The 23,146-nt window shown below is 70.3% G+C and carries 23 protein-coding genes and 4 pseudogenes; 12 read left to right on the forward strand and 15 right to left on the reverse strand.

The window, feature by feature from the left end; all coding sequences use genetic code 11:
• Positions 1–31: 31 nt before the first annotated feature.
• The 4 genes from ACTWQO_RS34905 to ACTWQO_RS34920 are packed head-to-tail and all read right to left on the reverse strand — an operon-like array spanning position 32 to position 4,333.
• Entirely contained in the window at positions 32–1,003 is a 972-nt protein-coding gene (locus tag ACTWQO_RS34905; protein ID WP_443241391.1) for a serine/threonine-protein kinase, read from the reverse strand.
• Positions 993–1,529 (reverse strand): hypothetical protein, encoded by a 537-nt coding sequence (locus ACTWQO_RS34910; protein WP_443241392.1) that lies wholly within the window; start codon positions 1,527–1,529, stop codon positions 993–995. The genes ACTWQO_RS34905 and ACTWQO_RS34910 overlap by 11 nt, the downstream gene beginning before the upstream one ends.
• A gap of 6 nt (positions 1,530–1,535) precedes the next feature.
• On the reverse strand, positions 1,536–3,875 hold the full coding sequence (locus ACTWQO_RS34915; RefSeq protein WP_443241393.1) for an FHA domain-containing protein: 2,340 nt from the start codon (positions 3,873–3,875) through the stop codon (positions 1,536–1,538).
• A gap of 47 nt (positions 3,876–3,922) precedes the next feature.
• Complete coding sequence (locus tag ACTWQO_RS34920; protein WP_443241394.1) at positions 3,923–4,333, reverse strand: hypothetical protein; 411 nt, start codon at positions 4,331–4,333, stop codon at positions 3,923–3,925.
• Between the two features lie 342 nt (positions 4,334–4,675).
• Here ACTWQO_RS34920 and ACTWQO_RS34925 point away from each other — a divergent pair, with 342 nt between their 5' ends.
• Positions 4,676–5,059: a nuclear transport factor 2 family protein gene (locus ACTWQO_RS34925; protein ID WP_443241395.1), complete on the forward strand. Its 384-nt coding sequence runs from the start codon at positions 4,676–4,678 to the stop codon at positions 5,057–5,059.
• A 123-nt stretch (positions 5,060–5,182) separates the two neighbouring features.
• Here ACTWQO_RS34925 and mgrA read toward each other — a convergent pair whose 3' ends face one another.
• Positions 5,183–6,187, reverse strand: coding sequence for an L-glyceraldehyde 3-phosphate reductase (gene mgrA / locus ACTWQO_RS34930; RefSeq protein WP_443241396.1), 1,005 nt, complete (start codon positions 6,185–6,187; stop codon positions 5,183–5,185).
• A 117-nt stretch (positions 6,188–6,304) separates the two neighbouring features.
• Between mgrA and ACTWQO_RS34935 the strand changes: the two genes are divergently transcribed.
• Positions 6,305–7,192 (forward strand): LysR family transcriptional regulator, encoded by an 888-nt coding sequence (locus ACTWQO_RS34935; RefSeq protein WP_443241397.1) that lies wholly within the window; start codon positions 6,305–6,307, stop codon positions 7,190–7,192.
• Positions 7,193–7,219: 27 nt separating this feature from the next.
• Positions 7,220–7,729 (forward strand): mycothiol transferase, encoded by a 510-nt coding sequence (locus ACTWQO_RS34940; protein ID WP_443241398.1) that lies wholly within the window; start codon positions 7,220–7,222, stop codon positions 7,727–7,729.
• Here the strand turns inward: ACTWQO_RS34940 and ACTWQO_RS34945 are convergent.
• The 3 genes from ACTWQO_RS34945 to ACTWQO_RS34955 all read right to left on the reverse strand — a co-directional run bounded on the left by ACTWQO_RS34945 (position 7,717) and on the right by ACTWQO_RS34955 (position 10,674).
• A complete protein-coding gene (locus ACTWQO_RS34945; RefSeq protein ID WP_443241399.1) occupies positions 7,717–8,781 on the reverse strand; it encodes an adenosine deaminase in 1,065 nt (354 codons plus the stop codon). The two genes, ACTWQO_RS34940 and ACTWQO_RS34945, sit on opposite strands and share 13 nt — an antisense overlap.
• A 34-nt stretch (positions 8,782–8,815) precedes the next feature.
• A complete protein-coding gene (locus tag ACTWQO_RS34950; protein ID WP_443241400.1) occupies positions 8,816–9,208 on the reverse strand; it encodes a VOC family protein in 393 nt (130 codons plus the stop codon).
• A gap of 137 nt (positions 9,209–9,345) precedes the next feature.
• Complete coding sequence (locus tag ACTWQO_RS34955; protein ID WP_443241401.1) at positions 9,346–10,674, reverse strand: aspartate aminotransferase family protein; 1,329 nt, start codon at positions 10,672–10,674, stop codon at positions 9,346–9,348.
• Between the two features lie 102 nt (positions 10,675–10,776).
• On the opposite strand from ACTWQO_RS34955, the gene ACTWQO_RS34960 reads away from it, so the two are divergent.
• On the forward strand, positions 10,777–11,703 hold the full coding sequence (locus ACTWQO_RS34960; RefSeq protein WP_443241418.1) for a LysR substrate-binding domain-containing protein: 927 nt from the start codon (positions 10,777–10,779) through the stop codon (positions 11,701–11,703).
• A gap of 76 nt (positions 11,704–11,779) precedes the next feature.
• Here the strand turns inward: ACTWQO_RS34960 and ACTWQO_RS34965 are convergent, their stop codons facing one another.
• Positions 11,780–13,258, reverse strand: a complete 1,479-nt coding sequence (locus ACTWQO_RS34965; protein ID WP_443241402.1) for an FG-GAP repeat protein — start codon at positions 13,256–13,258, stop codon at positions 11,780–11,782.
• Positions 13,259–13,615: 357 nt separating this feature from the next.
• Positions 13,616–14,226: pseudogene (locus ACTWQO_RS34970) on the reverse strand (thiamine pyrophosphate-dependent enzyme); the annotation flags it as partial.
• Here ACTWQO_RS34970 and ACTWQO_RS34975 point away from each other — a divergent pair.
• The 6 genes and pseudogenes from ACTWQO_RS34975 to ACTWQO_RS35000 all read left to right on the forward strand — a co-directional run.
• A pseudogene (locus tag ACTWQO_RS34975) lies at positions 14,209–14,424 on the forward strand (alpha/beta fold hydrolase); the annotation flags it as partial. The pseudogenes ACTWQO_RS34970 and ACTWQO_RS34975 overlap by 18 nt on opposite strands.
• Positions 14,405–14,503 (forward strand): annotated as a pseudogene (locus ACTWQO_RS34980) (DNA starvation/stationary phase protection protein); the annotation flags it as partial. The pseudogenes ACTWQO_RS34975 and ACTWQO_RS34980, both read left to right, overlap by 20 nt.
• Before the next feature lie 78 nt (positions 14,504–14,581).
• A pseudogene (locus ACTWQO_RS34985) lies at positions 14,582–14,931 on the forward strand (UBP-type zinc finger domain-containing protein).
• A gap of 90 nt (positions 14,932–15,021) precedes the next feature.
• Positions 15,022–15,390 carry a BlaI/MecI/CopY family transcriptional regulator gene (locus tag ACTWQO_RS34990; RefSeq protein ID WP_443241419.1) on the forward strand — a complete coding sequence of 123 codons (369 nt, stop codon included), beginning with the start codon at positions 15,022–15,024 and terminating at the stop codon, positions 15,388–15,390.
• A complete protein-coding gene (locus tag ACTWQO_RS34995; protein ID WP_443241403.1) occupies positions 15,387–16,301 on the forward strand; it encodes a M56 family metallopeptidase in 915 nt (304 codons plus the stop codon). Before ACTWQO_RS34990 ends, ACTWQO_RS34995 begins: the two co-directional genes overlap by 4 nt.
• A 147-nt stretch (positions 16,302–16,448) precedes the next feature.
• Entirely contained in the window at positions 16,449–17,477 is a 1,029-nt protein-coding gene (locus ACTWQO_RS35000; protein ID WP_443241404.1) for an NlpC/P60 family protein, read from the forward strand.
• 31 nt (positions 17,478–17,508) lie between these two features.
• Here ACTWQO_RS35000 and ACTWQO_RS35005 read toward each other — a convergent pair whose 3' ends face one another.
• From ACTWQO_RS35005 to ACTWQO_RS35025, 5 genes are all read right to left on the reverse strand, one after another.
• Positions 17,509–18,174, reverse strand: coding sequence for an antibiotic biosynthesis monooxygenase (locus ACTWQO_RS35005; protein WP_443241405.1), 666 nt, complete (start codon positions 18,172–18,174; stop codon positions 17,509–17,511).
• Between the two features lie 111 nt (positions 18,175–18,285).
• Positions 18,286–19,857: a multicopper oxidase family protein gene (locus ACTWQO_RS35010; protein ID WP_443241406.1), complete on the reverse strand. Its 1,572-nt coding sequence runs from the start codon at positions 19,855–19,857 to the stop codon at positions 18,286–18,288.
• A gap of 93 nt (positions 19,858–19,950) precedes the next feature.
• Complete coding sequence (locus ACTWQO_RS35015; protein WP_443241407.1) at positions 19,951–20,448, reverse strand: hypothetical protein; 498 nt, start codon at positions 20,446–20,448, stop codon at positions 19,951–19,953.
• Between the two features lie 111 nt (positions 20,449–20,559).
• Positions 20,560–21,108 carry a hypothetical protein gene (locus ACTWQO_RS35020; protein WP_443241408.1) on the reverse strand — a complete coding sequence of 183 codons (549 nt, stop codon included), beginning with the start codon at positions 21,106–21,108 and terminating at the stop codon, positions 20,560–20,562.
• The gene (locus ACTWQO_RS35025; protein WP_443241409.1) at positions 21,105–21,350 is read right to left on the reverse strand and encodes a hypothetical protein; all 246 of its coding nucleotides are present in this window, start codon (positions 21,348–21,350) and stop codon (positions 21,105–21,107) included. The genes ACTWQO_RS35020 and ACTWQO_RS35025 overlap by 4 nt, the downstream gene beginning before the upstream one ends.
• A gap of 125 nt (positions 21,351–21,475) precedes the next feature.
• On the opposite strand from ACTWQO_RS35025, the gene ACTWQO_RS35030 reads away from it, so the two are divergent.
• A complete protein-coding gene (locus ACTWQO_RS35030) occupies positions 21,476–22,063 on the forward strand; it encodes a TetR/AcrR family transcriptional regulator (protein WP_443241410.1) in 588 nt (195 codons plus the stop codon).
• 158 nt (positions 22,064–22,221) lie between these two features.
• Positions 22,222–23,112: a DUF5134 domain-containing protein gene (locus tag ACTWQO_RS35035; RefSeq protein ID WP_443241411.1), complete on the forward strand. Its 891-nt coding sequence runs from the start codon at positions 22,222–22,224 to the stop codon at positions 23,110–23,112.
• Positions 23,113–23,146 lie beyond the last annotated feature (34 nt).

The raw sequence follows: 23,146 nt of genomic DNA on the forward strand, positions 1-23,146 counted from the left end.
GGTAGCCGCATATCAATACAGCCCCGCGCCCCTACTGGGCGCTGCCAAACACCGGCGCGGCCCACCGCGGCGGCGGTTTCGCCGCCCTCACATCGACCTCCGTCGCCGCGTGCCCCGACTCCGCCCCACCGCGCGTAGCGACCCGCAGCGCGGTGACGAAGGCCAGGCACGTGTCGTACCGGTCGTCGGGGCTCTTGGCCAGCGCCTTGGCGAACACCGGGTCGACGAGAGGGGCGAGGTCCGGGCGGGAGTCGGTCAGCGGGGGCGGCTCGTCGTACTGGTGGGCCCACAACAAGGCCATGTCGTCGTCGCGCCGGAAGGGCGGGCGGCCGGCCAGGCACTCGTAGACGACGCAGGCGAACCCGTAGACGTCGCAGCGTCCGTCGACGGGCTTGCCGGAGATCTGTTCGGGAGCGACGTAGTCGAGCGTGCCGACGAACTGGCCGACGGTGGTGAAGCCGGTCAGGGACAGCGACTTCTTCGTCAGGCCGAAGTCGGTGAGGTAGACGTGCTCGGGGTGGTCGCTGTCGGTGCCGCGGGAGACCAGGATGTTGCCGGGTTTCACATCCCGGTGCACCAGGCCGTGCTCGTGGGCCGCGTCGAGCGCGGAGGCGATCTGGGCGGCGATGCGCAGGACGGTCGGGGGCGGCAACTGGCCCTGGCGGTCGAGGAGATGACGCAGATCACTGCCGGCCACGTACCGCATCGCGATGTACAGGACGCCGTCCGTCTCACCCGCCTCGAAGACCGGGACGATGTGCGGATGGTCGATCGCGGCGGCCGCCCGGGACTCGTGGGTGAAGCGGCGGCGGAAGGTGTCGTTGCGGGCGAGTTCGGGGGCGAGGAGCTTGAGGGCGACGGTGCGTTCCAGGCGCAGGTCCCGGGCGCGGTAGACGACGGCCATGCCGCCGCGGCCGATCTCTCGCTCGATGCGGTAGCCGGCGACCTGCCTGCCGATCAGTTCGGAGGGGCGGCCGGAGAAGAGGCTGGTGTCACGTGCCATCGGGTGTCACCACCTGCGTGGGGGCATGGCCGGCGGCGCGGGGCGCGTCGTCCGCCGCGAACGTGCTCGCCCGCGCCCCGTCCGCGTAGACCCAGCGCGCGTTCTCGACGTCGTACAGCCACACGTGCTCCCCGTCGACGACGATTCCGATGCGCAGCCCTTGCGTGCGGCTGCGGAAGGCCTCTCCGTCGAGGGTGCCGGCGGCGAGTTCCGCGACCGCGGCGCGGTAGTGCGCGAGGGTCTCTTCGGCGTGGGCGAGCAGGGGGCGCGGGTCGTCGCCGCGGGTGAGCGGTCCACCGGGCAGGGGTGGATCCTGAGGTACGGCGACCAGGCAGCGGCCGTCGACCCAGGCCGACCAGCCGTTGGCACACAGGACATGGCCCCAGTCGCCGCGCCGCTCGACGAGCTGGACGGGCAGCAGCGGGTCGAGGGGAACCGTGGGCCGGTCAGGGTCGGGGCTCTCCCAGGCGGACATCCCGTGCTGCGGGACGACGTGGGTGGGACGGAAGCCGGGGGTCGCCGTCATGGCCGCCTACTTCCGCATCACGACGGGTTCGTGCCGGCGCAGCAGCCGGGACACCGCGTAACCGAAGACCGCCGACAGCACGACCAGCATGCCCACGTTGAGCAGCCACACCCCCGCCGAGTGCTTGAACAGCGGGTCGCCGGTCAGCTCGCCGGGCACGATCCGGGCGAGGCCCACGGTGCCGGCCATGGCGCCGAGCGCCCACCGGGAGGGCACGATCCACGACAGCTGCTCCAGGCCGGGCACGCCGTGGAGTTTCAGCAGGGCGCCGCAGAAGACGACTTGCACAATGGCGAGCAGGACCAGCAGCGGCATCGTCACCTCCTCCTTGCGCACCAGCGCCGACACGAGCAGGCCGAGCATCATCGCGGTGAAGGCGAGCAGGGCGACGGCCACCGTGATCTCGATGAGCGGCGGCATCAACACACCTTTTCCGCCGGGCGCGTTGAGGTCGACGCCGAGCAGTGCGACGAGGGTGAGCACCACCGCCTGGAGAACGGTGATCGTGCCCAGCACGACGACCTTGGACATCAGGTATGCCGATCTGGACAGGCCCACGGCTCGCTCGCGCTGGTAGATGACGCGTTCCTTGACGAGTTCGCGTACGGCGTTGGCCGCGCCGGTGAGGACGCCGCCGACACACAGGATCAGCAGGGCGTTCATCGCCGTCTCCTGCGTCAGCTTGCTGCCCGCCAGTGCGCGGGCCATGGCGCCCATCACGAACGGCAGCGCGATCATGATGGCGAGGAAGGTGCGGTCGGCGCCGAGTGCCGCGGCGTACCGGCGGATCAGGGTGCCCAGCTGGGCACCGCGGCTGCGCGGCCGGGGCGGCGGGGCGACGGCGACCGGGGCGGAGCCGTCCAGCAGGGGCTGCGCGCTCGCGTCGGTGATGTACCGGCGGTGGAAGGGCGAGGCACGGAAGTCACCGGCCCAGTCCCGGTCGGTGTCCCGCTCGAACGCCTCGAAGGCCTCCGGCCACTGCTCGAAACCGAAGAAGGCGAGGGCGTCGTCGGGAGGTCCGTAGTACGCGATCCTGCCCCCGGGCGCGAGCACCAGGAGCCGGTCGCAGACGTCGAGGCTCAGGACGCTGTGGGTGACCACGATGACGGTGCGGCCGTCGTCGGCGAGGCCGCGCAGCATGTGCATCACCGAGCGGTCCATGCCGGGGTCCAGGCCCGAGGTCGGCTCGTCGAGGAAGAGCAGCGACGGTTTGGTCAGCAGTTCCAGGGCCACGCTGACCCGCTTGCGCTGTCCGCCGGACAGGCTGTGCACGGGCTGCCGGGCGCGCTGCTCCAGGCCAAGTTCGCGGATCACCTCGTCGACCCGGTCCCGGCGCTCGGCCTTGGCGGTGTCCTGCGGGAAGCGCAGTTCGGCGGCGTAGGACAGGGCGCTGCGGACGGTCAGCTGAGTGTGCAGGATGTCTTCCTGCGGGACGAGGCCGATGCGCTGGCGCAGTTCGGCGTAGTCGCGGTAGAGGTCGCGGCCGTCGTAGAGGACGGTGCCGTGGTCGGCGGGGCGCTGGCCGGTCAGGGCGTTGAGCAGCGTGGACTTCCCGGCGCCGCTCGGGCCGACGACCGCGAGCAGGCACTTCTCCCCCACCGGGAACGACACGTGGTCGAGCAGTGTCTTGCGGCCGCGGTCGACGGCGACCGCGAGGTCCTGTACGTCGAGGGAGACCTCGCCGGTGTCGACGTACTCCTGCAACTGGTCGCCGACCAGGCAGAACGCCGAGTGGCCGATGCCGACGATGTCTCCGGGGCCCATCGGCGCGCTGGTCACGGGCAGGCCGTTGAGGAAGGTGCCGTTGTGGCTGCCTAGGTCGGCGATCTCGTAGGTGCCGTCCGGGAGAGCACGCAGTTCGGCGTGCCGGCGCGAGACGACCAGGTCGTCGATGACGAGGTCGTTGTCGTCCGCACGGCCGATGTGGACGGTGCGGGTCGGCAGCGGCCGTACGGTGGTGGGCCGGCGGAAGGTGCCGGTGTGGGACGGCATGGAGACGGCGGAGGGGCGCTCCGGGGCCGGTGCGGCGGGCCCGACCAGGACGGCACGGGGGCCGTCGGAGGGGTTGCCGAAGCGGATCTCACAGCCGGGGCCGACGCCCCCTGCCTGGATACGGCGGCCGTCGGCGTAGGTGCCGTTGGTGCTGTGCTCGTCCTCAAGGGTCCAGTGGCCGTCGTCGGCCCGCAGTACCGCGTGGTGCCACGAGACCCGGGCATCGTCGATGACGATGTCGCTCAGTGGATCGCGCCCGACGTGGTATTCGCGGCCCGGGCTCATCACCGTGGAGCCGGTGTCGGTCTCCAGGACGAGTTCAGGCGCCGTCGGCGCGACCGGCCGCTCCACCATGCCGGAATTCTATCGATTTGTTTACATATGCGCTCGATGCGGACGGTTCAGGCGACCGGCGCGAACAGGGCCGCGGCGGTCCGCTGCATCCGCAGAGCGTCCACGGACTCCGCCAGCAGCTCGTACTCGGTGGTGTCATCGCTGACGGCCACCCTGATTAATCGGCCCTCGTCCAACGCCTCGGCGATGAGTTCCTGCTGGTCCACGTCACGGCACCAGCCGCGGAGCACGGCGGGCACGTCGGCCACCGTGTCGGCGACCGGGACGAGTGCACCGGACGGCAGATGCTCGGCCTCGGGCTGCGGATCCAGCCGGTCGGCGATCCAGGAGGCACGGTCGCGCAGCCACCACAGGGCGAGGGCGAGCGTGGGAGCCCGATAGGTCCCTAAGGGCACTCCGATGCGCCGACCGGCGCAGGTGCCGTACCCCGTGACATGGCACAGGAATTCGTCGTGCACGATCCACTCCCCGTTTGTTCCGCTCGCTGGTCGACCGGTCCTCGCTTTCCTTGCGGCTCGGGTGCTGTGCGCGGCTCATGCGCGGTGCGTGACGGAAACTGCGCCGACTGTGAAGGCCCTGAGGTCGAGTATGTTCACTACTGAATCACTGTCACCATGAATTTCCGGCCACTCTCCTGGCATATTCAGGGCGGCCATTGGCCGAAAGGCGGCGGGCGCGGCCATTACCCGAGGGGTAATCGACGGTCTCCCCCGAGCCGGGCATGGTTGCTGTACCGGGTCACCGCGACCGTGATCTGGACTCTGACCAGCAGATACGACCTCGATGGAGGCTGATTCCGCATGCCCGCGAACACCGACCGTTACGAGAGTGCCGTCGCCCGTTACTTCGAGGCCTGGAACGCCGTCGAGCCGGAGGAACTGGCCAAGGCGGTCGCCGCCGCCTGGTCCACGGACGGCGGCTACACCGACCCGCTCGCCGACGTCAGCGGGCACGAGCAGATCGCGGCCGTGATCGCGGCGGCCCACGAGCAGTTCCCCGGTTTCGCCTTCCGGCCGCTGGGCGCCGTCGACGGGCACCACGACACGGCGCGCTTCTCCTGGGAACTGGTGAGCGAGACCGACGGGGCAGCGCCCGTCGCCGGCTTCGATGTGATCACGCTGGACGCGGACGGCCGCATCCGGTCCGTGCTGGGCTTTCTGGACCGGGTGCCCGCCGGCGCGTGAGCCTCGCGATGAGTCCACGGTGACCGTGCACCTCGGCTCCTGAGCGGCCTTGTCGGCTGCGCCCCGAAGGGGCGCGGGGAACTGCGCGACCAGCCACAACGGACCAGCAGACGACCGGGGACCTCAGTGCACTGCTCGCGGAGCGCTCAGCGCGTCGATCCGCGCCAGTTCGTCCGCGTCGAAGTCGAGGTTGCGGATGGCGCCGACGCTGTCCTCGATCTGCTGCGGGCTGCTCGCGCCGACGAGGGCGGACGTCACCCGGCCGCCACGCAGGACCCAGGCCAGGGCCATCTGGGCCAGGGTCTGGCCGCGGGACTTGGCGATGTCGTCGAGGGCGCGCAGCCGGGCGACCAGTTCACCGGTCAGTGCCTCGGACTTCAGGAACGGGCTGTCACCGGCGGCTCGCGAGTCCTCCGGGATGCCGTCGAGGTAGCGGGCGGTGAGCACGCCCTGGTCCAGCGGGGAGTAGGCGATGGAGCCGACCTGCAGCTCGTCGAGGGCGTCCAGCAGACCCCCGTCCTCGGGGCGGCGGTCGGTCATCGAGTAGCGCGGCTGGTGGATCAGCAGCGGCGTGCCCAGCTCACCGAGGATGCGGGCGGCCTCACGGGTCTGCTCCGCCGAGTAGTTGGAGACGCCCACGTACAGCGCCTTGCCCTGCTGCACCGCCGAGTGCAGGGCGCCCATCGTCTCCTCCAGGGGAGTCTCCGGGTCGGGGCGGTGCGAGTAGAAGATGTCGACGTAGTCCAGGCCCATACGGGCGAGTGACTGGTCGAGCGAGGAGAGCAGGTACTTGCGGGAGCCCCACTCGCCGTACGGGCCGGGCCACATCAGGTATCCGGCCTTGGTGGAGATGACCAGCTCGTCGCGGTAGGCCGCGAAGTCCGCCTTCAGGGCCTCGCCGAAGGCGCTCTCGGCGGCGCCGGGCGGCGGACCGTAGTTGTTCGCCAGGTCGAAGTGGGTGACGCCGAGGTCGAAGGCGCGGCGCAGGATCGCGCGCTGTGTCTCGACCGGGCGGTCCGGACCGAAGTTGTGCCACAGGCCGAGCGACAGAGCGGGCAGCCTCAGGCCGCTGCGTCCGGTGCGCCGGTAGGGCATGTCCGCGTAACGGTCGGGGTGTGCGGTGTACAACGCGACTCCAGGGGGGTTGGCGCGGTTTCCTGACTACCTTTGTCCACTCTTTCGCGACCTGGAGGCATTGGTCCAACAGAAGAATCCGATGGAATTCAGCGGATAGGCTTCTCAGTCATGGAACTGCGCCATCTTCAGCACTTTGTCGCGGTCGCCGAGGACCAGCACTTCACCCGTGCCGCCGAGCGGCTGCTGGTGTCCCAGTCCGGCCTGTCCGCCTCGATCCGGGCGCTGGAGCGGGAGTTGCAGACGCCGCTGTTCGTGCGGACGACGCGCCGGGTGACGCTCACCCCGGCCGGGCGGGCGCTGCTGGGCGAGGCGGAGCGGATCCTCGCCCAGGTGCGGGCGGCCCATGAGGCGGTGGCCGCGGTGCAGGGGGTGCTGCGCGGCATGCTGGCGCTCGGGTCGGAGCAGTGCATCGCCGGGGTGCATGTGGCCGGGCTGCTCGCCGCGTTCCGGGGCCGCCACCCGGACGTGGAGATCTGCCTGCGGCAGGCGGGCTCGGGCGCGCTGGCGGACGAGGTCGCGGCCGGGCGGCTCGATCTGGCCTTCACCGTCCGGACGGCGGGCGAGGACTCCGATCAGCTGCGTGCCGTGCCCCTGACCAGTGAGCCGATGACGGTGCTGTGCCATCCCAGCCACCGGCTGGCGGCGACCGGTACGGCCGTGACCCTGGAGGAGCTGGGCGGCGAGGTCTTCGTCGACTTCCACCCGGACTGGGGGCCGCGTCGCACCACCGACGCCGCGTTCGCCGACGCGGGCGTACGGCGGACGGTCGCCCTGGAGGTGAACGACGTGCACAGCCTGCTGGACATGGTCGACGAGAACCTCGGCATCGCCGTCGTACCGCGGCATTTCCGGCACAAGCGCGAGTCACTGACGGCCCTGTCGGTGAAGGACACCGACGAGATCGTGTACGAGACGGTCGCCCTGCTGCCGCCCGCGCAGGCCACGAGCCCGGCGGCCCGGGCCCTGATGGCTCTGCTGGAAACAGAGGGCGCGTGACGGACGGCGATGCGCGATGGTGGAGCCATGCATGCCAAGGACATCCTCATCGACGCGTACAACCGCATCCAGGAAGAAGTCCACGCCGCCGTCGAGGGCCTCGGCCCCGACGACCTCAACGCCCGGCCGTCCACCGACGCCAACTCCATCACCTGGCTGGTCTGGCATCTCACCCGCGTCCAGGACGACCACATCGCCGATGCCTTCGCGCTCGACCAGGTGTGGCTCACCCAGGACTGGCAGAAGACCTTCGGTCTCGACCTGCCGCGCCACGACACCGGGTACGGACACTCGTCGACCAAGGTCGCCAAGGTGCGGGTCGACTCCGGTGATCTGCTGACCGGCTACTACGACGCCGTGCACGAGCAGACGCTCGGGGCCCTGCGTGAGCTGGCCGCCAAGGATCTGGAGCGCATCGTGGACGAGCGCTGGCATCCGCCGGTCAGCCTCGGCGTCCGGCTGGTCAGCGTCCTGTCCGACGATCTGGAGCACGTCGGACAGGCCGCCTACGTCCGGGGACTGCTTCAGAGCAGGTAGCCCGGCAGGACGACGTCCTCGATGAGGGCCTTGCGCTCGTCGAACGGTATGAACGCGCTCTTCACCGCGTTCACCGTGACCGTGCGCAGGTCCTCGACACCCCAGCCCGCCTCTTCGACCAGCAGGGACATCTCCCGGGTCATCGTCGTGCCGGACACCAGACGGTTGTCGGTGTTGAGGGTGACCCGGAAGCCCAGGTCCTTCAGGGCGGTGATCGGGTGCTCGGCGATCGAGGTGGCGGCGCCGGTCTGCAGGTTGGAGGTCGGGCACATCTCCAGCGCGATACGGCGGTCCCGCACCCATCCCGCGAGCCGCCCGAGCTTGCCGTCCACTATGTCCTCGGTGATCCGCACGCCATGGCCGATGCGCTGGGCGCCGCACACCTGGAGGGCCTGGTGGATGCTGGGCAACCCGTGCGCCTCACCTGCGTGGATCGTGAACGGGACGCTCTCGCGGCGCAGATGCTCGAAGGCAGCGAGGTGGTCGGCGGGCGGGAAGCCGTCCTCGGCGCCGGCGATGTCGAAGCCGACGACTCCGGCGTCCCGGAAGGCGACGGCCAGGTCGGCGGCCTCGCGGACGCGGTCGAACATCCGCATCCCGCACAGCAGCGTGCCCACCCGGACCGGCGTGCCCGCGGCCGCCGCCTTGGCCATGCCGGCCGCCAGCCCCTCCTGCACGGCCTCGACGACCTCCGGCAGGGTCAGCCCGCTCTTGAGCATCAGCTCGGGCGCGTACCGCACCTCGGCGTAGAACACGCCGTCCTCGGCGAGGTCGAGGACGTACTCCTCGGCGGTGCGCAGCAGTCCCTCGCGGGTCTGCATCACGGCGAGGGTGTGCTCGAAGGTGGCGATGTAGCGGACCAGGTCGCCGGAGTTGGCGGCCTCGAAGTACCAGGCGGCAAGCGCGTCGGGGTCGGTGGTGGGCAGGGTGTGGCCGACCTCGTCCGCCAGCTCCACCACGGTGGCGGGGCGCAGTCCGCCGTCGAGGTGGTCGTGCAGCACGGCCTTGGGGAGGCGGCGGAGAGCGGCGGCTTCTATGCGCGTAGATGACATGTGCGGTGGTTCCTCGACGTTCGGTTGAGCGGGGTCAGGCCGTGGGCTGGAGCAGATCCCAGCGGTTGCCGTACAGGTCCTGGAAGACGGCGACCGAGCCGTACGGCTCATCCCGCGGCTCCTCCAGGAAGGTCACGCCGGCCGCGAGCATCCGGGCATGGTCGCGGGCGAAGTCGTCGGTGTGCAGGAAGAACCCGACGCGTCCACCGGTCTGGTCGCCGACCCGCCCGCGCTGGGCGTCGCCCTTGGCGCGCGCGAGCAGCAGCCCCGTCCCCTGCGCTCCGGCACCGGGTTCGACCACGACCCAGCGCGAGCCGTCGGGGCGCGGCGTGTCCTCGACGAGCCGGAATCCGAGGGCCTCGGTGTAGAAGCGGATCGCCTCGTCGTAGTCGTCGACGACGAGGGTGACCAGGGCGATGCGTCTCATCGGGGCCTTTCGGGGCGGGGTGCCGAGGAGTGGTTGACGCGAGAGGTTATACGTAAAACCCCCGGCGCGCCAGTCGACGTGTACGGGCGCGCGGGCGGCCTGATCGGCACGGTGACGTCAGAGCGCGGCGCCAGGCGTCACAGTGCGGCACAGGCGTCGCCGATCGCCTGGTCCAGGATCGTCAGGCCGAGCGAGAGCTCGTCCTCGGTGGCGGTCAGCGGTGGCGCGATACGGAAAACTCCGCCCATGCCGGGGAGCTGGACGATGTTCATGTGCAGGCCGAGTTCGAGGCAGCGCCGGGTGACCCGGGCGCCCAGCTCGTCCGAGCTCCGCTTCGACTCACGGTCCACGACGAGTTCGAGCCCGGCGAGCAGCCCCCGGCCGCGGATGTCCCCGACGACCGCGTGGCGCCCGGCGATGTCCTCGAGTCCCTGACGGAGGAACGCCCCGAGCGACCGCGCGCGCTCGTCGAGCTTGTCGTCGATCAGCACGTCGAGGACGGTGTTGCCGACGGCGGCCACCAGTGGGTCGGACACATGCGTGGTGAAGAACAGGAACCCGCGCTCGTACGCCTCCTGCTCGATCTCCCCGCTGGTGACCACGGCCGCGAGCGGGAGTCCGGCGCCGAGCGTCTTGGACAGCGTCAGGATGTCGGGGACGACACCGTCGCGCTCGAAGGCGTACCAGGTCCCGGTGCGGCACAGCCCGGTCTGGGCCTCGTCGAGAATCAGCAGCATGTCGCGTTCCCGGCACTTCTGCTGGAGGGCCGCGAAATATCCCTCCGGCGGTTCGATGATGCCGCCCGAGCTGAGAATCGGTTCTACGAGACACGCGGCCAGACTGCCGGTCGACTGGGCGTCGATCAGGTCGAAGGCGCAGTCCAGTTGGCGGCGCCAGTCCAGCGAGCCGTCGGCCGTGGTGAAGTCCGGTCGGTAGGCGTTCGGCACGGGGATGGCGAAGTTGCCGGGCGCGGGTGGGCCGTAGCCCTTGCGGCCGGTGCTGTAGGTGGCGGAGGCGGCGGCCTGCGTCATGCCGTGCCAGGACCGTGCGAAGGACACGATCTCGTGCTTGCCGGTGACGAGCTTGGCCATCCGGAGGGCGGCCTCGTTCGACTCGGCGCCGGTCGTCAGCAGCAGGACCTTCTCCAACGGCGAAGGCAAGGTGCCGGCCAGCCGGGCGGCGAGGTCGACGACGGGGCGGCTCAGCATGCCGCTGTAGAGGTGGTCGAGGGTCGCGATCTGTCGCTGCACGGTCGCGACGATCCGCGGGTGGGAGTGGCCGAGGATCGCGCTCATCTGGCCGGAGGTGAAGTCGAGGATCTTCCGGCCGTCCGCGGTGAACAGGAAGCTTCCGGCGGCACGGACGATGATCTCGCGGGTGAACTCGCCGCCGTAGCGCACGAGATGCCGCTCGGCATCGGCCCAGAAGGCTCCGGTGGACGGGAGGGAGGTGGTCGAAGCAGCCATGCCGTCGACGCTAGGTCGCGGTCGAGCAACACGTCCATCTCACAATTCCGGCCCTCCTGTTCGGTGTTTCCGCACAGCGATCCGCACCACAATGGCGGCGTGATGAACCCTTGGAGGCTGCGACTGCTGACCCAGCTGGACGCGCTGGGCACCGTCCGGGCGGTCGCCCAGGCCGCCAACCTGAGCCCGTCGAGCGTGTCCCAGCAACTGGCCGTACTGGAGACCGAGACGCGAACCCAGCTGCTGGAACGAACGGGACGGCGGGTGCGGCTGACCTCGGCCGGGCTGATCCTCGCGCGGCGGGCCCGGGTGATCCTCGACCACATGGACAGCGTCGAGGCGGAGTTGCGCGGATTCGGCGAGGAACCGGCCGGGCTGGTGCGGTTGGGCGCCTTCCAGAGCGCGATCCACACCCTGGCCGTACCGGCGGTGACCCGCTTGGCGCGCGAACATCCGCACCTCGATGTCGAGTTGCGCGAGTTGGAGCCGCACGCCAGCATGCCCGCACTGCGGGCGGGCGACGTGGACGTCATCATCACGACCACGGACTTCGACGAGCTGCCGTTGGGTCCGGACCTCGACCTCGTACCGCTGGCCACCGACCCGATCCTGCTGGTCGTCCCGCCCGGGCACCGGGCGGCAGGCCGTGGCCCGGTGGACCTCGCGGCCCTGGCGGACGAGCCGTGGGCGTTCGACATGCCGCAGTCGTACATGGCGAATCTCGCGCTGCGACTGTGCCGTCAGGCACGGTTCGAACCGCGGGTGGTCTGCCGGTTCAGCAACTACATGATGACCCTGCAGCACGTCGAGGCCGGGTTGTCGATCGCGCTGCTGCCCGGCCTGGCGGTCGACCACAGCCGCTATCGCGTCGCCACCCGGGAACTCGCGACACCTGTGACGCGGAACATCACGGCGGCGATCCGCCGCGGCTCACCACCTCGCGCGGCGGTGCGCGTCGTGCTGGACGCGCTGCGTGACCATCCGGCCCCAGGAAGCGTCGAGTTGCTCGGGCCACGCGACGTCCGGTAGTCGTCGGGATCACGCCTGGTCTGCCCCGTGGCGGCGGAGCAGACCGGCCGGTGATCGGCAGTTGGTGGGACCGCCGCTACGGGGCGAGGGTCTCCCCGAAGCGGGCGTCGGGCGCGGGTGCGCTGAGTGTGGCGCCGTTGAAGGACCAGGATCCGGTCGCGGTGGGGCCGTTGGCCGTGCCGGGGAAGACCCAGGCGGCGCCGTCGTTGGTGTCCTCGCGGGGTGCGGAGGCGATCAGTTCGGCCTTGCCGTCCTTGTTGGCGTCGATCAGCCGCAGGGCGCCGCCGAACCAGTCGCCGTTCTCGTTGTCGCCGGGAACGGACGGTGTGCTCTGGCTGAAGCTGGTCAGGCCTCGCGGTGTGAGTCCTCCGGCACTCCCCCGCATCACCCACACCGTGCCCGGGTCGGTGAGGGTGTTGATGTCGTTGGCGGGAGCGCCGAGCGCGGCGTCGGCATAGCCGTCGCCGTTGACGTCCGCCACGGTCACCGCACCGCCGAAGCGGTCACCGGCCTTGTCGTCGCCGGACGCGCCGATGGTCGTCTGGGTGAAGTGCTGGTCGGCCTCCGGACCGCCCAGGCCGCCGGGTCCGCCGAGGAAGACGTCGACGGTGCCGCCGTCGAGGAACATCTCGATCTGCTCGTGCCAGTCGGTGGGGGAACCCATGACGACGTCGGCGTAGCCGTCGTGGTTGATGTCACCGGTGGCGCCGACCGGGCCACCGCGCAGGGTGCCACCGTCCGTCAGGCCGTCGGAACCACCGCGCAGGTACCTGGCCTGGCCGAAGGTCTCGATGGGATTGACCGTTTCGTAGGTGGTGAAGGTGCCGAGCAGGACCAGGTCGTCGTCGTTGCCGCTCTTGTCGTAGTCGCCGGGGGTGAGGCCGGTGGGGGTGAAGTCCTCATTCCACCTCCAGTTCACGGGAGTGGCCTGGACGGTGTGTCCGCCGTCGGCGCCGGCTGCGAAGACGTAGGTCTGCAGAGCCTTGCTGCTCAGGAGCGCGAGTTCGGTGCCGGAGCCGTGGAAGCGGCCGGCGGCCAGGCCCAGTCCGAAGCGTCCGCGGGTCGTCGGGGTGCTGTCCTGCAGCGTGACCGCGCCGGTGGCCCGCAGCCCGTTCGCGGAGCCCCACAGCACGACCGCCGCCCCCGCGTCGACGGTGGTGCCGATGTCCTTGCCGGGCATCCCGACGACGAGGTCGGCGTAACCGTCGCCGTCCAGATCCCCGGAAGCGGTGGTCCGCCCGAAGCCGTCGTCGGTCTGGGCGAGACCCGGTATGCCGGGGGTGCTCATGCTGAACGTCGCCCGGCGGGCGGTGGACAGGCCGCTGGCGGAGCCGTACAGCACGGCGACATAGCCGGCGCCCTTCTGGGCACTGACGGTGCCGCCGGGTGCGGAGATCACGGCGTCGGCGTAGCCGTCGCCGTTGAAGTCGTCGTGAGCCGCCTGCGCGGCCGCGGGAGCGGCGGGCGCCGGAGCGGCCGTCGCGGTGATGGTGGCGCCGATCGTCAGTAATACGGTCGCGGCGGCGGGCCCGGACAACAGGCCCCTTCGTGTCATGGAGGTTCTGGTGAAACGCGTACTGCGCACGTCGTGGCTCCTGTGATCTCGGCGTGGCCGGTCGGGCACGGAGTCGCGGGGGTGCGGCGGGGGCCCGTTCCCCGCTGCCGCGAGGTTGGACCGGAGACCGGGCACAAGGGTTGTGCTCGCTCGCACCCCAAACGGCAGCCACCCGGGCATACACGCGCCCGACATCCGCCTCCCGCGCGGGAGTTGCCTGGGGGCAATCTGCCGCACCCCTCTGACCTGTCTCACGGGAGCCAAAACGGCCGTGAGCGCCTGGTGGTCGGGCGCCCGACTGCTCCCCTGCGGTACGCCAGCACCGCGATCACCGCGACCGCGAGGTGCACGCGGCGCTCAAGGGCGCGGGACATTCCGCAGATTGGCCCGGGTCAGTTGGATCATGCGGCCGACGCCGCCGGCGAGGACGGCACGGCTCGCGGACAGGGCGAAGCCGGTGACCTGTTCGGAGGTGATCTTGGGCGGAACGGCGAGCGCGTTGGGGTCGGTGACCACGTCGACCAGTGCCGGGCCGTCGTGGGAGAAGGCTTCGCGCAGGGCGTCGCGCACCTCCCCGGGCTTCTCGACCCGGATGCCGTGCGCTCCGGCGGCGGTGGCGATGGCCGCGTAGTCGGTGTGCGGGTACGCGGTTCCGTGCGGAGGCAGGCCGTCGACCATCATCTCCAGGTCGACCATGCCCAGAGAGGAGTTGTTGAAGAGGACCACCTTCACCGGGAGGCCGTACTGCACGAGCGCGTTGGCCATCGAGCCGTGCACGAAGGAGCCGAGGATGCGGCGTCGGCCGTTCGGGGTCAGATAGCGGGCCGCCCAGACGCAGCACATCCCCGTGTCGACGGTGAAGACCGCGTCGTCGGCCGCCTCTTCGTCGAGCACTGAGGCCAGTACTCGGGGTGGATCGGCGTGTGCTTCTCGACGTTGCGCGAGTAGGCGCCGACCGCGCCTTCGAGGAGACGGCCTCGGCGGCCGCGTGGCGGACGAAGCCCTCCTGGGCGCTCGTGGCCGGCGCGGACCAGGCGATCAACCCCGAGGTCGAGCGCTTCGGCGCCAAGCGGGCCGGGGCGACGATCGTCGAACTCGACGGCGCCTCGCACGCCGTGGCGATGTCCCAGCCCAAGGCGGTGGCCGACCTGCGACCTGATGGTGTCCCAGGTGATCAGGACGGGCGAACTCCAGGCGTGGTTCCTCGCGGAGCACCTTGTCGACGCCCCGCTGGTACGCGCCTGAGAGCGTGCGACGGCAGAGGCGCCACCGGCAGTCGCAGCGCCACTACGGCACACCACCTGACGGGAGATCAGAAACCGCATGAGTGCAGCAAACGGAATCGATCCGAGCGTCCCGCCCAGCGGCACAGGCTGTGTCAAATGCGACACTTCCGACGGCTGGTGGTTTCACCTGCGGAGCTGCGCCCAGTGCGGGCACATCGGCTGCTGTGACGACTCCCCGCACAACACGCCACCGCCCATGCCGAGGCCACCGGCCATCCCATCCTCCAGAGCTTTGAACCCGGCGAGAGCTGGTTCTGGAGCTACGACACCTCCGAACTGTACGAGGCAGGCCCGGACCTGGCTCCGCCCCACAGCCACCCTGCCGATCAACCCGTACCCGGACCGGCGGGACGCGTCCCGGCGGACTGGGCCGACCGTCTGGGCTGACAGACCATTCGGTCAGGCGCAGCAGCCGCCAGGTCTTCGAAAGGCTCGTTCTACTATGGCGTTGCGTACTGCAGTGGAAAGGGAGCGATGATGCGGCGGCTGGGGGATCTCGAGGCGGAGATCATGGATCGCCTCTGGCGATGGCAGCGTCCGGCGACGGTGCGGGAGATCGTCGACGACATCAACGAGGAGCGCCCGCTCGCCTACACCACCGTGATGACCGTGACCAACATCCTCTACACCAAGGGCTGGCTGCTGCGGAGCAAGCAGGGCCGGGCCTGGCTGTACACGCCGGTCCGCAGCCGTGAGGAGTACGCGGCGGCGCTCATGGAGGACGCGCTCGGCGCGAGCGAGGACCGTCCGGTGGCTCTCGCCCACTTCGTCCAGCAGATGAGTCCCGACGAGATCAGCGCCCTGCGCAAGGCATTGCGCGCGGCGGGGCGGCAGGCCGAGTCGTGAACGCGGTGCCCGCGCTGCTCGGCTACGCGGCCGGAGTCGGTTTCCTCGCACCGCGGCTTCTGCTGCGCAGCGCCTGGCCGCACCGCGCGCCGGCCCTGGCCATGGCTGTCTGGCACGGGCTGACCGTGTCGTTCACCATCGCTGTCGCACTGGCCGCACACCACCTCGCCAGCCCCACCGAGCACCTGCATGCCGACCTGATCGGCGTGCTGCATTCCTGCGGCCTCACCACCGCGGCCGCCGCGCCGGACCCGACCGTCATCGACCGCTTGGCGATCGGCCTCCCGCTCTTGGTGGTGCTCCTGGTGCTCGGCTGCTTCGTCTTCGAAGTGCTCCATGGCCGACGCGCTCGCACCCGTCACCGGGAAGTTCTGGACATGGTGGGCCGGCGCTCGCAGCACTTGGGCGCCACGATCCTTGAACACGAACTGCCCGCCGCCTACTGCCTCCCGGGACACAACCCGCGCGTCGTCGTCAGTGCGGGCGCCCTGCGGCTGCTCTCCCCCGGGCAACTCGGCGCCGTACTCGAACACGAGCGTTCACACATCGCGGGCCGCCACCATCTGGCGCTGGCCGCCACCGAGGCGTTCGCCCGGGTCTTCCGACGACTCCCGCTCGCCCGCCATGCCAAGGAGCAGACCGCAGTGCTCCTGGAGATGATCGCCGACGACCGGGCACTGCGCCGCCAGCCTCGCGAGGTGCTGGCCACGGCCATGTACGAGATGGCGGCGGCCAAGGCCGCCCCCGCGGGCGCGTTCGCGGTGGGCGGCCCGAGCGCTGTGGTCCGAATGAGGCGGGTACTCATCCCGCAGCGGCGACCGCATGTCGCGCTCCTTGGATCGGCAGCCGTCGCAGCGGCCGTGGTGCCGGTGCTCCCGCTGCTGTTCGGCTGCCTGCCCACCATCGGGTAAACCGGGCGCAAACGCCCCTCTTTCTCGGCGTCGATTGCAACTTCATCTACGAAGCTACTAAGTTTATCGCGTATTTGATCGAGACCCACGGCACTGCACGGAGAACGGTGCCTTGCCCACGTGGGCACACAGAGGAGTTGTCGCCAGATGGGAACCCACCGCCGACCGAAGCCGCCGAGCCATCCCCGGCTCGCCGTACTGGCCGCTTCGGCGGGAGCGTTCTCCCTGCTGTCCACGGCACAGAGCCAGGCCCAGCCGAAGCCCTCCATCGAGAAGGTGCGCGAAGAGGTCGAGGAGCTCTACCACGACTCGGAGGCCGGCACCGAGGAGTACAACACCGCCCAGGGGAAGAAGGCCGCCCTGCAGAAGGCCGCCAACAGGGCACAGGAACGGGTGGCCGAGCAGCAGGCCGAGATCAACGAGATACGCAGCGAGATGGGCCCGGTAGCCGCCTCACAGTACCGAGACGGTGGCCTGGACCCGAGCGTGCAGCTCTTCCTGTCGGCCGACCCCGATGACTACCTGGAGCAGGCGGAGCTGCTGGATCGTACGAGCTCCCGGCAGATCTCCCTGCTCAAGAGCCTTCAGCAGAAGCAGCGGGAGCTCGCCCAGACCCGCGCCGAAGCGACGAAGAAGCTCGACGCGGCCCGCAAGGCCCAGGAGCAGATGAGCGAGAAGAAGCAGGAGATTCAGAGCAAGCTTCGCAAGGCCCAGAAACTCCTGAACAGCCTCACCGCCGAGCAGCGGGTTGAACTCAAGGCCGCGGAGGCCCAGGCCGACCGCGCCTCCGGCAGCAGCGACAGCGCCGCCACCTACAACGGTCCCGCCAGTGGCCGCGCCCGTACCGCGCTCGAGTTCGCCTACGCCCAGCTCGGCAAGCCCTACGAGTGGGGATCGACCGGCCCGAACTCCTACGACTGCTCCGGCCTGACCGGCGCCTCCTGGCGCGCCGCCGGTGTCTCGCTGCCCCGCACCGTGAACCAGCAGTACAGCGCCGGCCGGCAGGTCGCCCGCTCCGACCTCCAGCCCGGCGACATCATCTACTGGTACAACAACAGCCAGCACAACGGCCTGTACATAGGCGACGGCAAGGCCATCCACGCACCGCGCACCGGCAAGAACATCGAGATCACCAACCTCGACTCCATGCCGTACTTCGCCGCCACGCGGCCCTGAGCACCCGGGGCGGCTTGTCCCTCCAGCCGGGTCACCGGGACCCAGAGTGACCACGATGGTCCTGGCCTCGGCGCCAACCGGGATCCGGGCCGCTGCCTCCGTGAGGGGCGCGGTCCGCCCCGGGCGGGGGATAGAGCCACAGTCGCAGGAGTCGGCTGAGGCGCGGCATCAGCACATAGGTCAGCGTAGGCAGCAGTACCACCGGGAAGACGACCGCGCGCAGCGGCAGCGGCCAGCCGGTCGTGTAGGGCACGAGCAGCGACTGGATCAGCAGAACGAGCGGATACGCCGCGAGGAACGTGGTCAGCACCATCTTCCAGCGGGGCGGTGACTGCACCGTCGTGCCGGGCAGGCTGAACCACGTCTCCATCCCGGTGGTCGACTGCCGCTCGCCGCTGATCTCGGTGGCGATGTCCTCGATCCGCGCGTGCCAGTCCGCCCGCTCCCGGGACGTCAGCCACTGCGACAGCCGCTCCGGGTCGGCGAAGTGCACCACCGCGTGAAAGCGGTGCCCGTCCTCGGGGCGCAGCCAGGCGACCCCCTGGTTCCCCGGGAACCGCGACGCGCTGCGGGTGATGCCATGCGTCCACCGCTCGAACTCGGCTTCCTTACCGGGGCGTACCTGCCAGGTGAAGACGGCCGTGACCGGTTCGGTGCACTGGGTGCTGTGATCCGTACGGACGGCTCTGTGGTTCATACCGACCCGCGTGCCACGGACCGCTCCACTCATGCCCCGCGCAGGCACCGTAAAGCTCCAGCAGGGGCCGGCCGACCAGGCCGACCCCGCTGCCGGACTCTGCCTCGGCGGTCAGGTCTGGTAGGCGACCAGCGCCATCATGCCGACCTCTCCGTGGTAGGCGTTGTGGCAGTGCAGCATCCACTGCCCGGGGTTGTCGGCGTCGAAGATGACGGACAGCTTCCTCTTCGGCAGCACGATCGAGGTGTCCTTGCGCGGGCCGCTGTCCCCGAGCTGGTAGGTGTGGCCGTGCAGGTGCATCGGGTGCCACATCTGCGTGGTGTTGACGAAGTCGAGCCGCACCCGCTGCCCTTCTTCGATCGTGAGCGGATTCGCGGCCGGGTCGGCCATGTCGTACGCCTTGCCGTTGATGGCCCAGTTGTACTTGTCCATGCCGCCGGTCAGCTCGACGCGGTGTACCCGGTCCACCTTCCTGGACGGCAGACGGACGTCACCGGCCGCGCGCAGCTGGGCCGCCGTCAGAATCCTGCCGTTCAGCTCCTTCGGGCGGACGGTCGCCGTCGGCGCGCTGCCGGATCCCGTACGGACCAGGGCCATGCCGGTGGCGTTCTTGCCTTCGGCCAGCGCGACGAGCGGAAAGACGCCGTCGCCGAGGGTGACCAGGGCGTCGTACCGCTCCCCCATCCCGATCAGCAGGGCGTCGCCCTGCTGCTGCTCGACGGGGAAACCGTCGGTGTGGGTGACGGTCAGCCTGTGGCCCCCGAGCGCCACCCGGTACGCGGTGTCGCCTCCCGCGTTGATGATGCGCAGCCGGACTCGCCTGCCGGGTTTGCCCTGGTAGACGGCGGGGTCGGCGGGGACCCGGCCGTTGACCAGGTGGTACGCGTACTTCACGTCGCCGGCGTCGCCGCCGAGCAGCTCGCTCTCGGCGCCCATGAGCATGAACTTCGTCGACATCCCGCCGGAGGAGGGCGCGGCGGACGGGGATGCGGCGTCCTCCCCCATGTCCATGCCCTCCATGCCCTCCATGCCCTCCATGCCGCCCATGCCCCGCCGCAGCTCGGCGAGGACTTCGTCGGGGGTGCCGGTGACTCCGTCGACCCAGTCGTCCAGGACGATGACCCACTCGTCGTCGTACGACAGCGGCTCCTTGGGGTCCTCGACGATCAGGGGCGCGTACAGGCCCCGGTCGAGCTGGACGCCGACGTGGGGGTGGAGGAAGTACGTGCCGGGGGCGTTCGCGATGAAGCGGTACGTGAAGCTGGCGCCCGCGCGGACAGCCTGCTGGGTGACCGGGGGCACGCCGTCCATGTCGTTACGCATGGCGATGCCGTGCCAGTGGATGGACGTGGTGGTCTTGTTCGGCAGTTGGTTGGAGAGTTCGGCGGCCAGGGTGTCGCCGACGGACAGCCGGATCTCCTTGCCGGGGACCTGGCCGCCGAAGGCCCAGCTCTTGGCCATGACGCCGCCACCGAGGTCGAGCATGGCGGGCGCGGCGGTCAGGGTCGCCTGCTGCGTCCTGCCGGTGCCCTTCCGCTTCTTCTCGGCCGCGGCGACCGCCGAGCCGGAGGGGTTGACCAGGGTGGGTGTCGCGTTGGAGCCGCTGCTGCAGGCGGCGAGCGCACTGGCGCCCGCGACGCCGAGCCCGGCGCGCAGGACGGAGCGGCGTTTGATGTTGTTCATGGGTGTCCTCGATCTCAGATGCGCATACGGAAGTTGGCGTGCTGAGACGGCTACTCGGCAGGAAAAGGGCGCGAGGAAGCCGTTGGGCACGGCCTAAATGCGCAGCTGAGAGAGAACGGACAGGTCCGGGGGCGCCCGGTTCACTGTCCCGGCGGCCTTGAGCCCGGTAGCGACAGCTCCGGGCACGGCAAGACCCCACGGCACCGGACTCCGTGCCGGTGGCGCCGGCTTCACGACCTCGAAGCTCGCGGTCGCGCAGTGCTGCATGGTCATGCCGGAGCAGGGCGGACTGTCGGCACTGCTCTTCGCCGGAACGGCGACGGTCTTCGGCTCTGCGGCCTGCGCTGCGGCGCCGCCGTGCTCCTGCCCGGACATGGCCGTCGCCGGTCCGGCATGGCTGCCCGACATCACCATGCCGGGCGTCATCACGTGTGCGGCGGACGAAGGGGCAGAGCCGATCGCTGCGGCGGCGGTCTCGTGGTGAATGAGTACCGCGAGCGCCGCGAGGAGAGCGATGACGGCGGCACGCGCCCAGCGGACGACGCCGTGCGAGGCGTAGGTCCGCGGGGCCCAGGCTCCCGGTGCTGTCATCGCTTCCCTCTGAGTTCCCGATGAGACGACTGCCGCCAATATACCCGTGGGGGGTAAGCAGCAGTCCCGGAACGGCCTCTGTCGCGCCCCCAGTGGTGGCGCCCTCAGCCCTCACCCCTGAGGCACGGACACCGCTCCCGGCGCAGTACGGCCCTCCCTCTGCGCCCGCTGCTTCCGCTGCCCGAATGGAGTGACGCCCCGCGGCTTGTACACCGCAAGGGCCACGGCGAGCAGCAGGACGACCAGCGCGAGTACGGAGTGCAGGGCGGGCGAGAAGTTGCGCACCGAGGACAGCTCGGCCTCCGGGTCGGCCGCCATGTGCGCCATCGACCTGAAGGTCCCCATGTAGATCAGCAGTACGGCGGTGGCAACCACGTTGATCAGGAGTTTGAACAGGACCCAGTAGTGCCGCAAGAGGCCCCAGGGCGTACCCAGCGACTGGACGATGCCGGTGAGCAGCGCGGCGAAGGACAGGGGGACAAGGGCGTACCGGGCGGCCGGCTCCATCACGAGGTAGACCCCGCGCACCGTCGCCGGATCCTGGCCGGTCAGGCCGATCACCGACAGGGCGAGAAAGGCAAGGACCACGCCGAGCCAGCCGACCGAGGACGTGACGTGCACGATGAGAGCCAGTTTGCGCAGGCGAGGCGGCATCGTCATCCGCTGCCTCCTGCTGCCGGACCGGCGGTTTCGGCGACGCCGACGAGCGGAGCCTGTCCCCCGAGGTGACGGCCCGGACCGTGGTTGCCCGGAATCAGCAGCATGACCACGACGAGAAGGACCACGACCAGCGCGACAAGCCCGGACAGCTTCACCCAGCGCGGCACTCCCCCACTCGGGCCGCTGGCGGAAGCCTCATCGGTCTTGTCGCGAGCGTCCGGCTCCTGGGACGGATCCACCATCAGGGGTTCTCCTTGTCTCGCCCAGGCCCGGGCGGCGTGGCGTGCGAGTGACCCCAGATTTATCGATACACATTGTCACTGTCAAACCACAGTGCCGCACCATCGGCATCGCGTACGCTTTCCGCGTGCCGAAGCTGTGGAACGAGACGATCGAGGCGCACCGCCGGGACGTGCGCGACGCCATCCTGGACAGCACTGCCGCTCTGGCGACCGAGAAAGGCCCGCTGTCGTTGACGATGTCTCAGATCGCGGAGAAGGTCGGTATCGGGCGGGCCACGCTGTACAAGTACTTCCCGGACGTCGAAGCGATCCTGCATGCCTGGCACGCGCGCGAGATCGCCGGTCACCTCGCCCAACTCACGGAAGTCCGGGACCGCACCGAGGGCCCCGGTGCCCGCCTCGAAGCGGTGCTGGAGGCCTACGCCGTCATCACCCACGCATCGCACGGCCACCACGACACGGACCTCGGTGCCTTTCTGCACCAGGACAGTGGCAACCACCTTGCCCACGCGCACCAGCACCTTCACCACATGGTTCAAGAGCTGGTGACAGAGGCAGCACGGGCCGGCGACGTCAGGGGCGACATCCCACCGGCCGAGCTCACGCGCTACTGCCTCAGCGCCCTCGCGGCAGCACGGACCCTGCCGTCCGAGGCTGCCGTGCGGCGCCTGGTCACGGTCACCCTCGCCGGCATGCGCCCTCCACAGCACTGAGGCCCTCAAGGAACTCCCTTGTGCTGAACGCCTCTTGTCTCCGCCACGTACTAAGGGCATCCGTAGATAGCAGCCAGAGGACGATGCACGTCGACGTGCTCGCGAATACGGCGGGCGACTGTCGGTCGACGCGGAGGGCACTAATGGGAAGTCCCGCTATGACCTGGACGCTGGCGGCGGTGGCCGCACTCGTGGCCGCCGTGAGCGCAGCCCGACTGGCCGCCGCCGACAGCGGAGAGGCCCGGTTCGCAGCCGGAGGCGATGTCCTCATGGCCGGCGGCATGGCCGCGATGTTCCTGCCCGCGACGGCCGCCAGTTTCGGGGACCACAGTCTCTGGTGGGTGACGGGGTTCGCCGTCGTCGGACTCGGCGGCGTGGCCCTGTCCGTACGCCACGGTCGGCTGCACGGCTGGCGACACGGCCGCCGGTGGGCGCATCACATCATCGGCAGTGCCGCCATGGTGATCATGACGCTGGCCATGCCGGGCACCGATTCCGGGCCGGTGCTGGCTCTGGGCGGGCACTCGATGGCCGGTATGGGGCATGGGCACGGATCCGCCGGGACAACCCACGGCCACGAGATGGCAGGCATGGCCGGGAACGCGGGCAGCGCGGGCCACTCCTCGGGGATGACCGGCCACGACATGACGACCGGCGCCACCGAAAGCGCCGCAGCGGGAGGATCGGCCTCTGCGTGGCGTGTCGTATTGCTCGCCCTGGCCGTGTACTTCCTGCTCTCGATCGTCGCGTCCGTATGGGCGCGGCTCCGCGGCACCGACCAGCGAGCGGGTACGAGCCGCGGTGCGGGCAGGGGTCGCTGGGCACGGCGACTTCTCGCCCTGCCCGACGCGATCGTGGTGTTCCTCGCCTCCCTGGCCATCTCCGTCTGGGACATGGCCCGGTCGGGAGGCAACAAGCGCCGGGCACATGCGGCAGGGGGCAACCGGAGCCGCCGTCGCCCGCCGGGCACGTCACCGGGCGCGGCCCTGACGGCCCATGTCGGCATGGGTGGCACGATGTGCGCCATGCTCGTCATGATGGCCGCCTGACCGCCCGTCGCCGCCCCTCCCGCGTCACGCCGCT

The organism is Streptomyces sp. 4N124 (genome assembly GCF_052245395.1).
Lineage (GTDB): Bacteria > Actinomycetota > Actinomycetes > Streptomycetales > Streptomycetaceae > Streptomyces.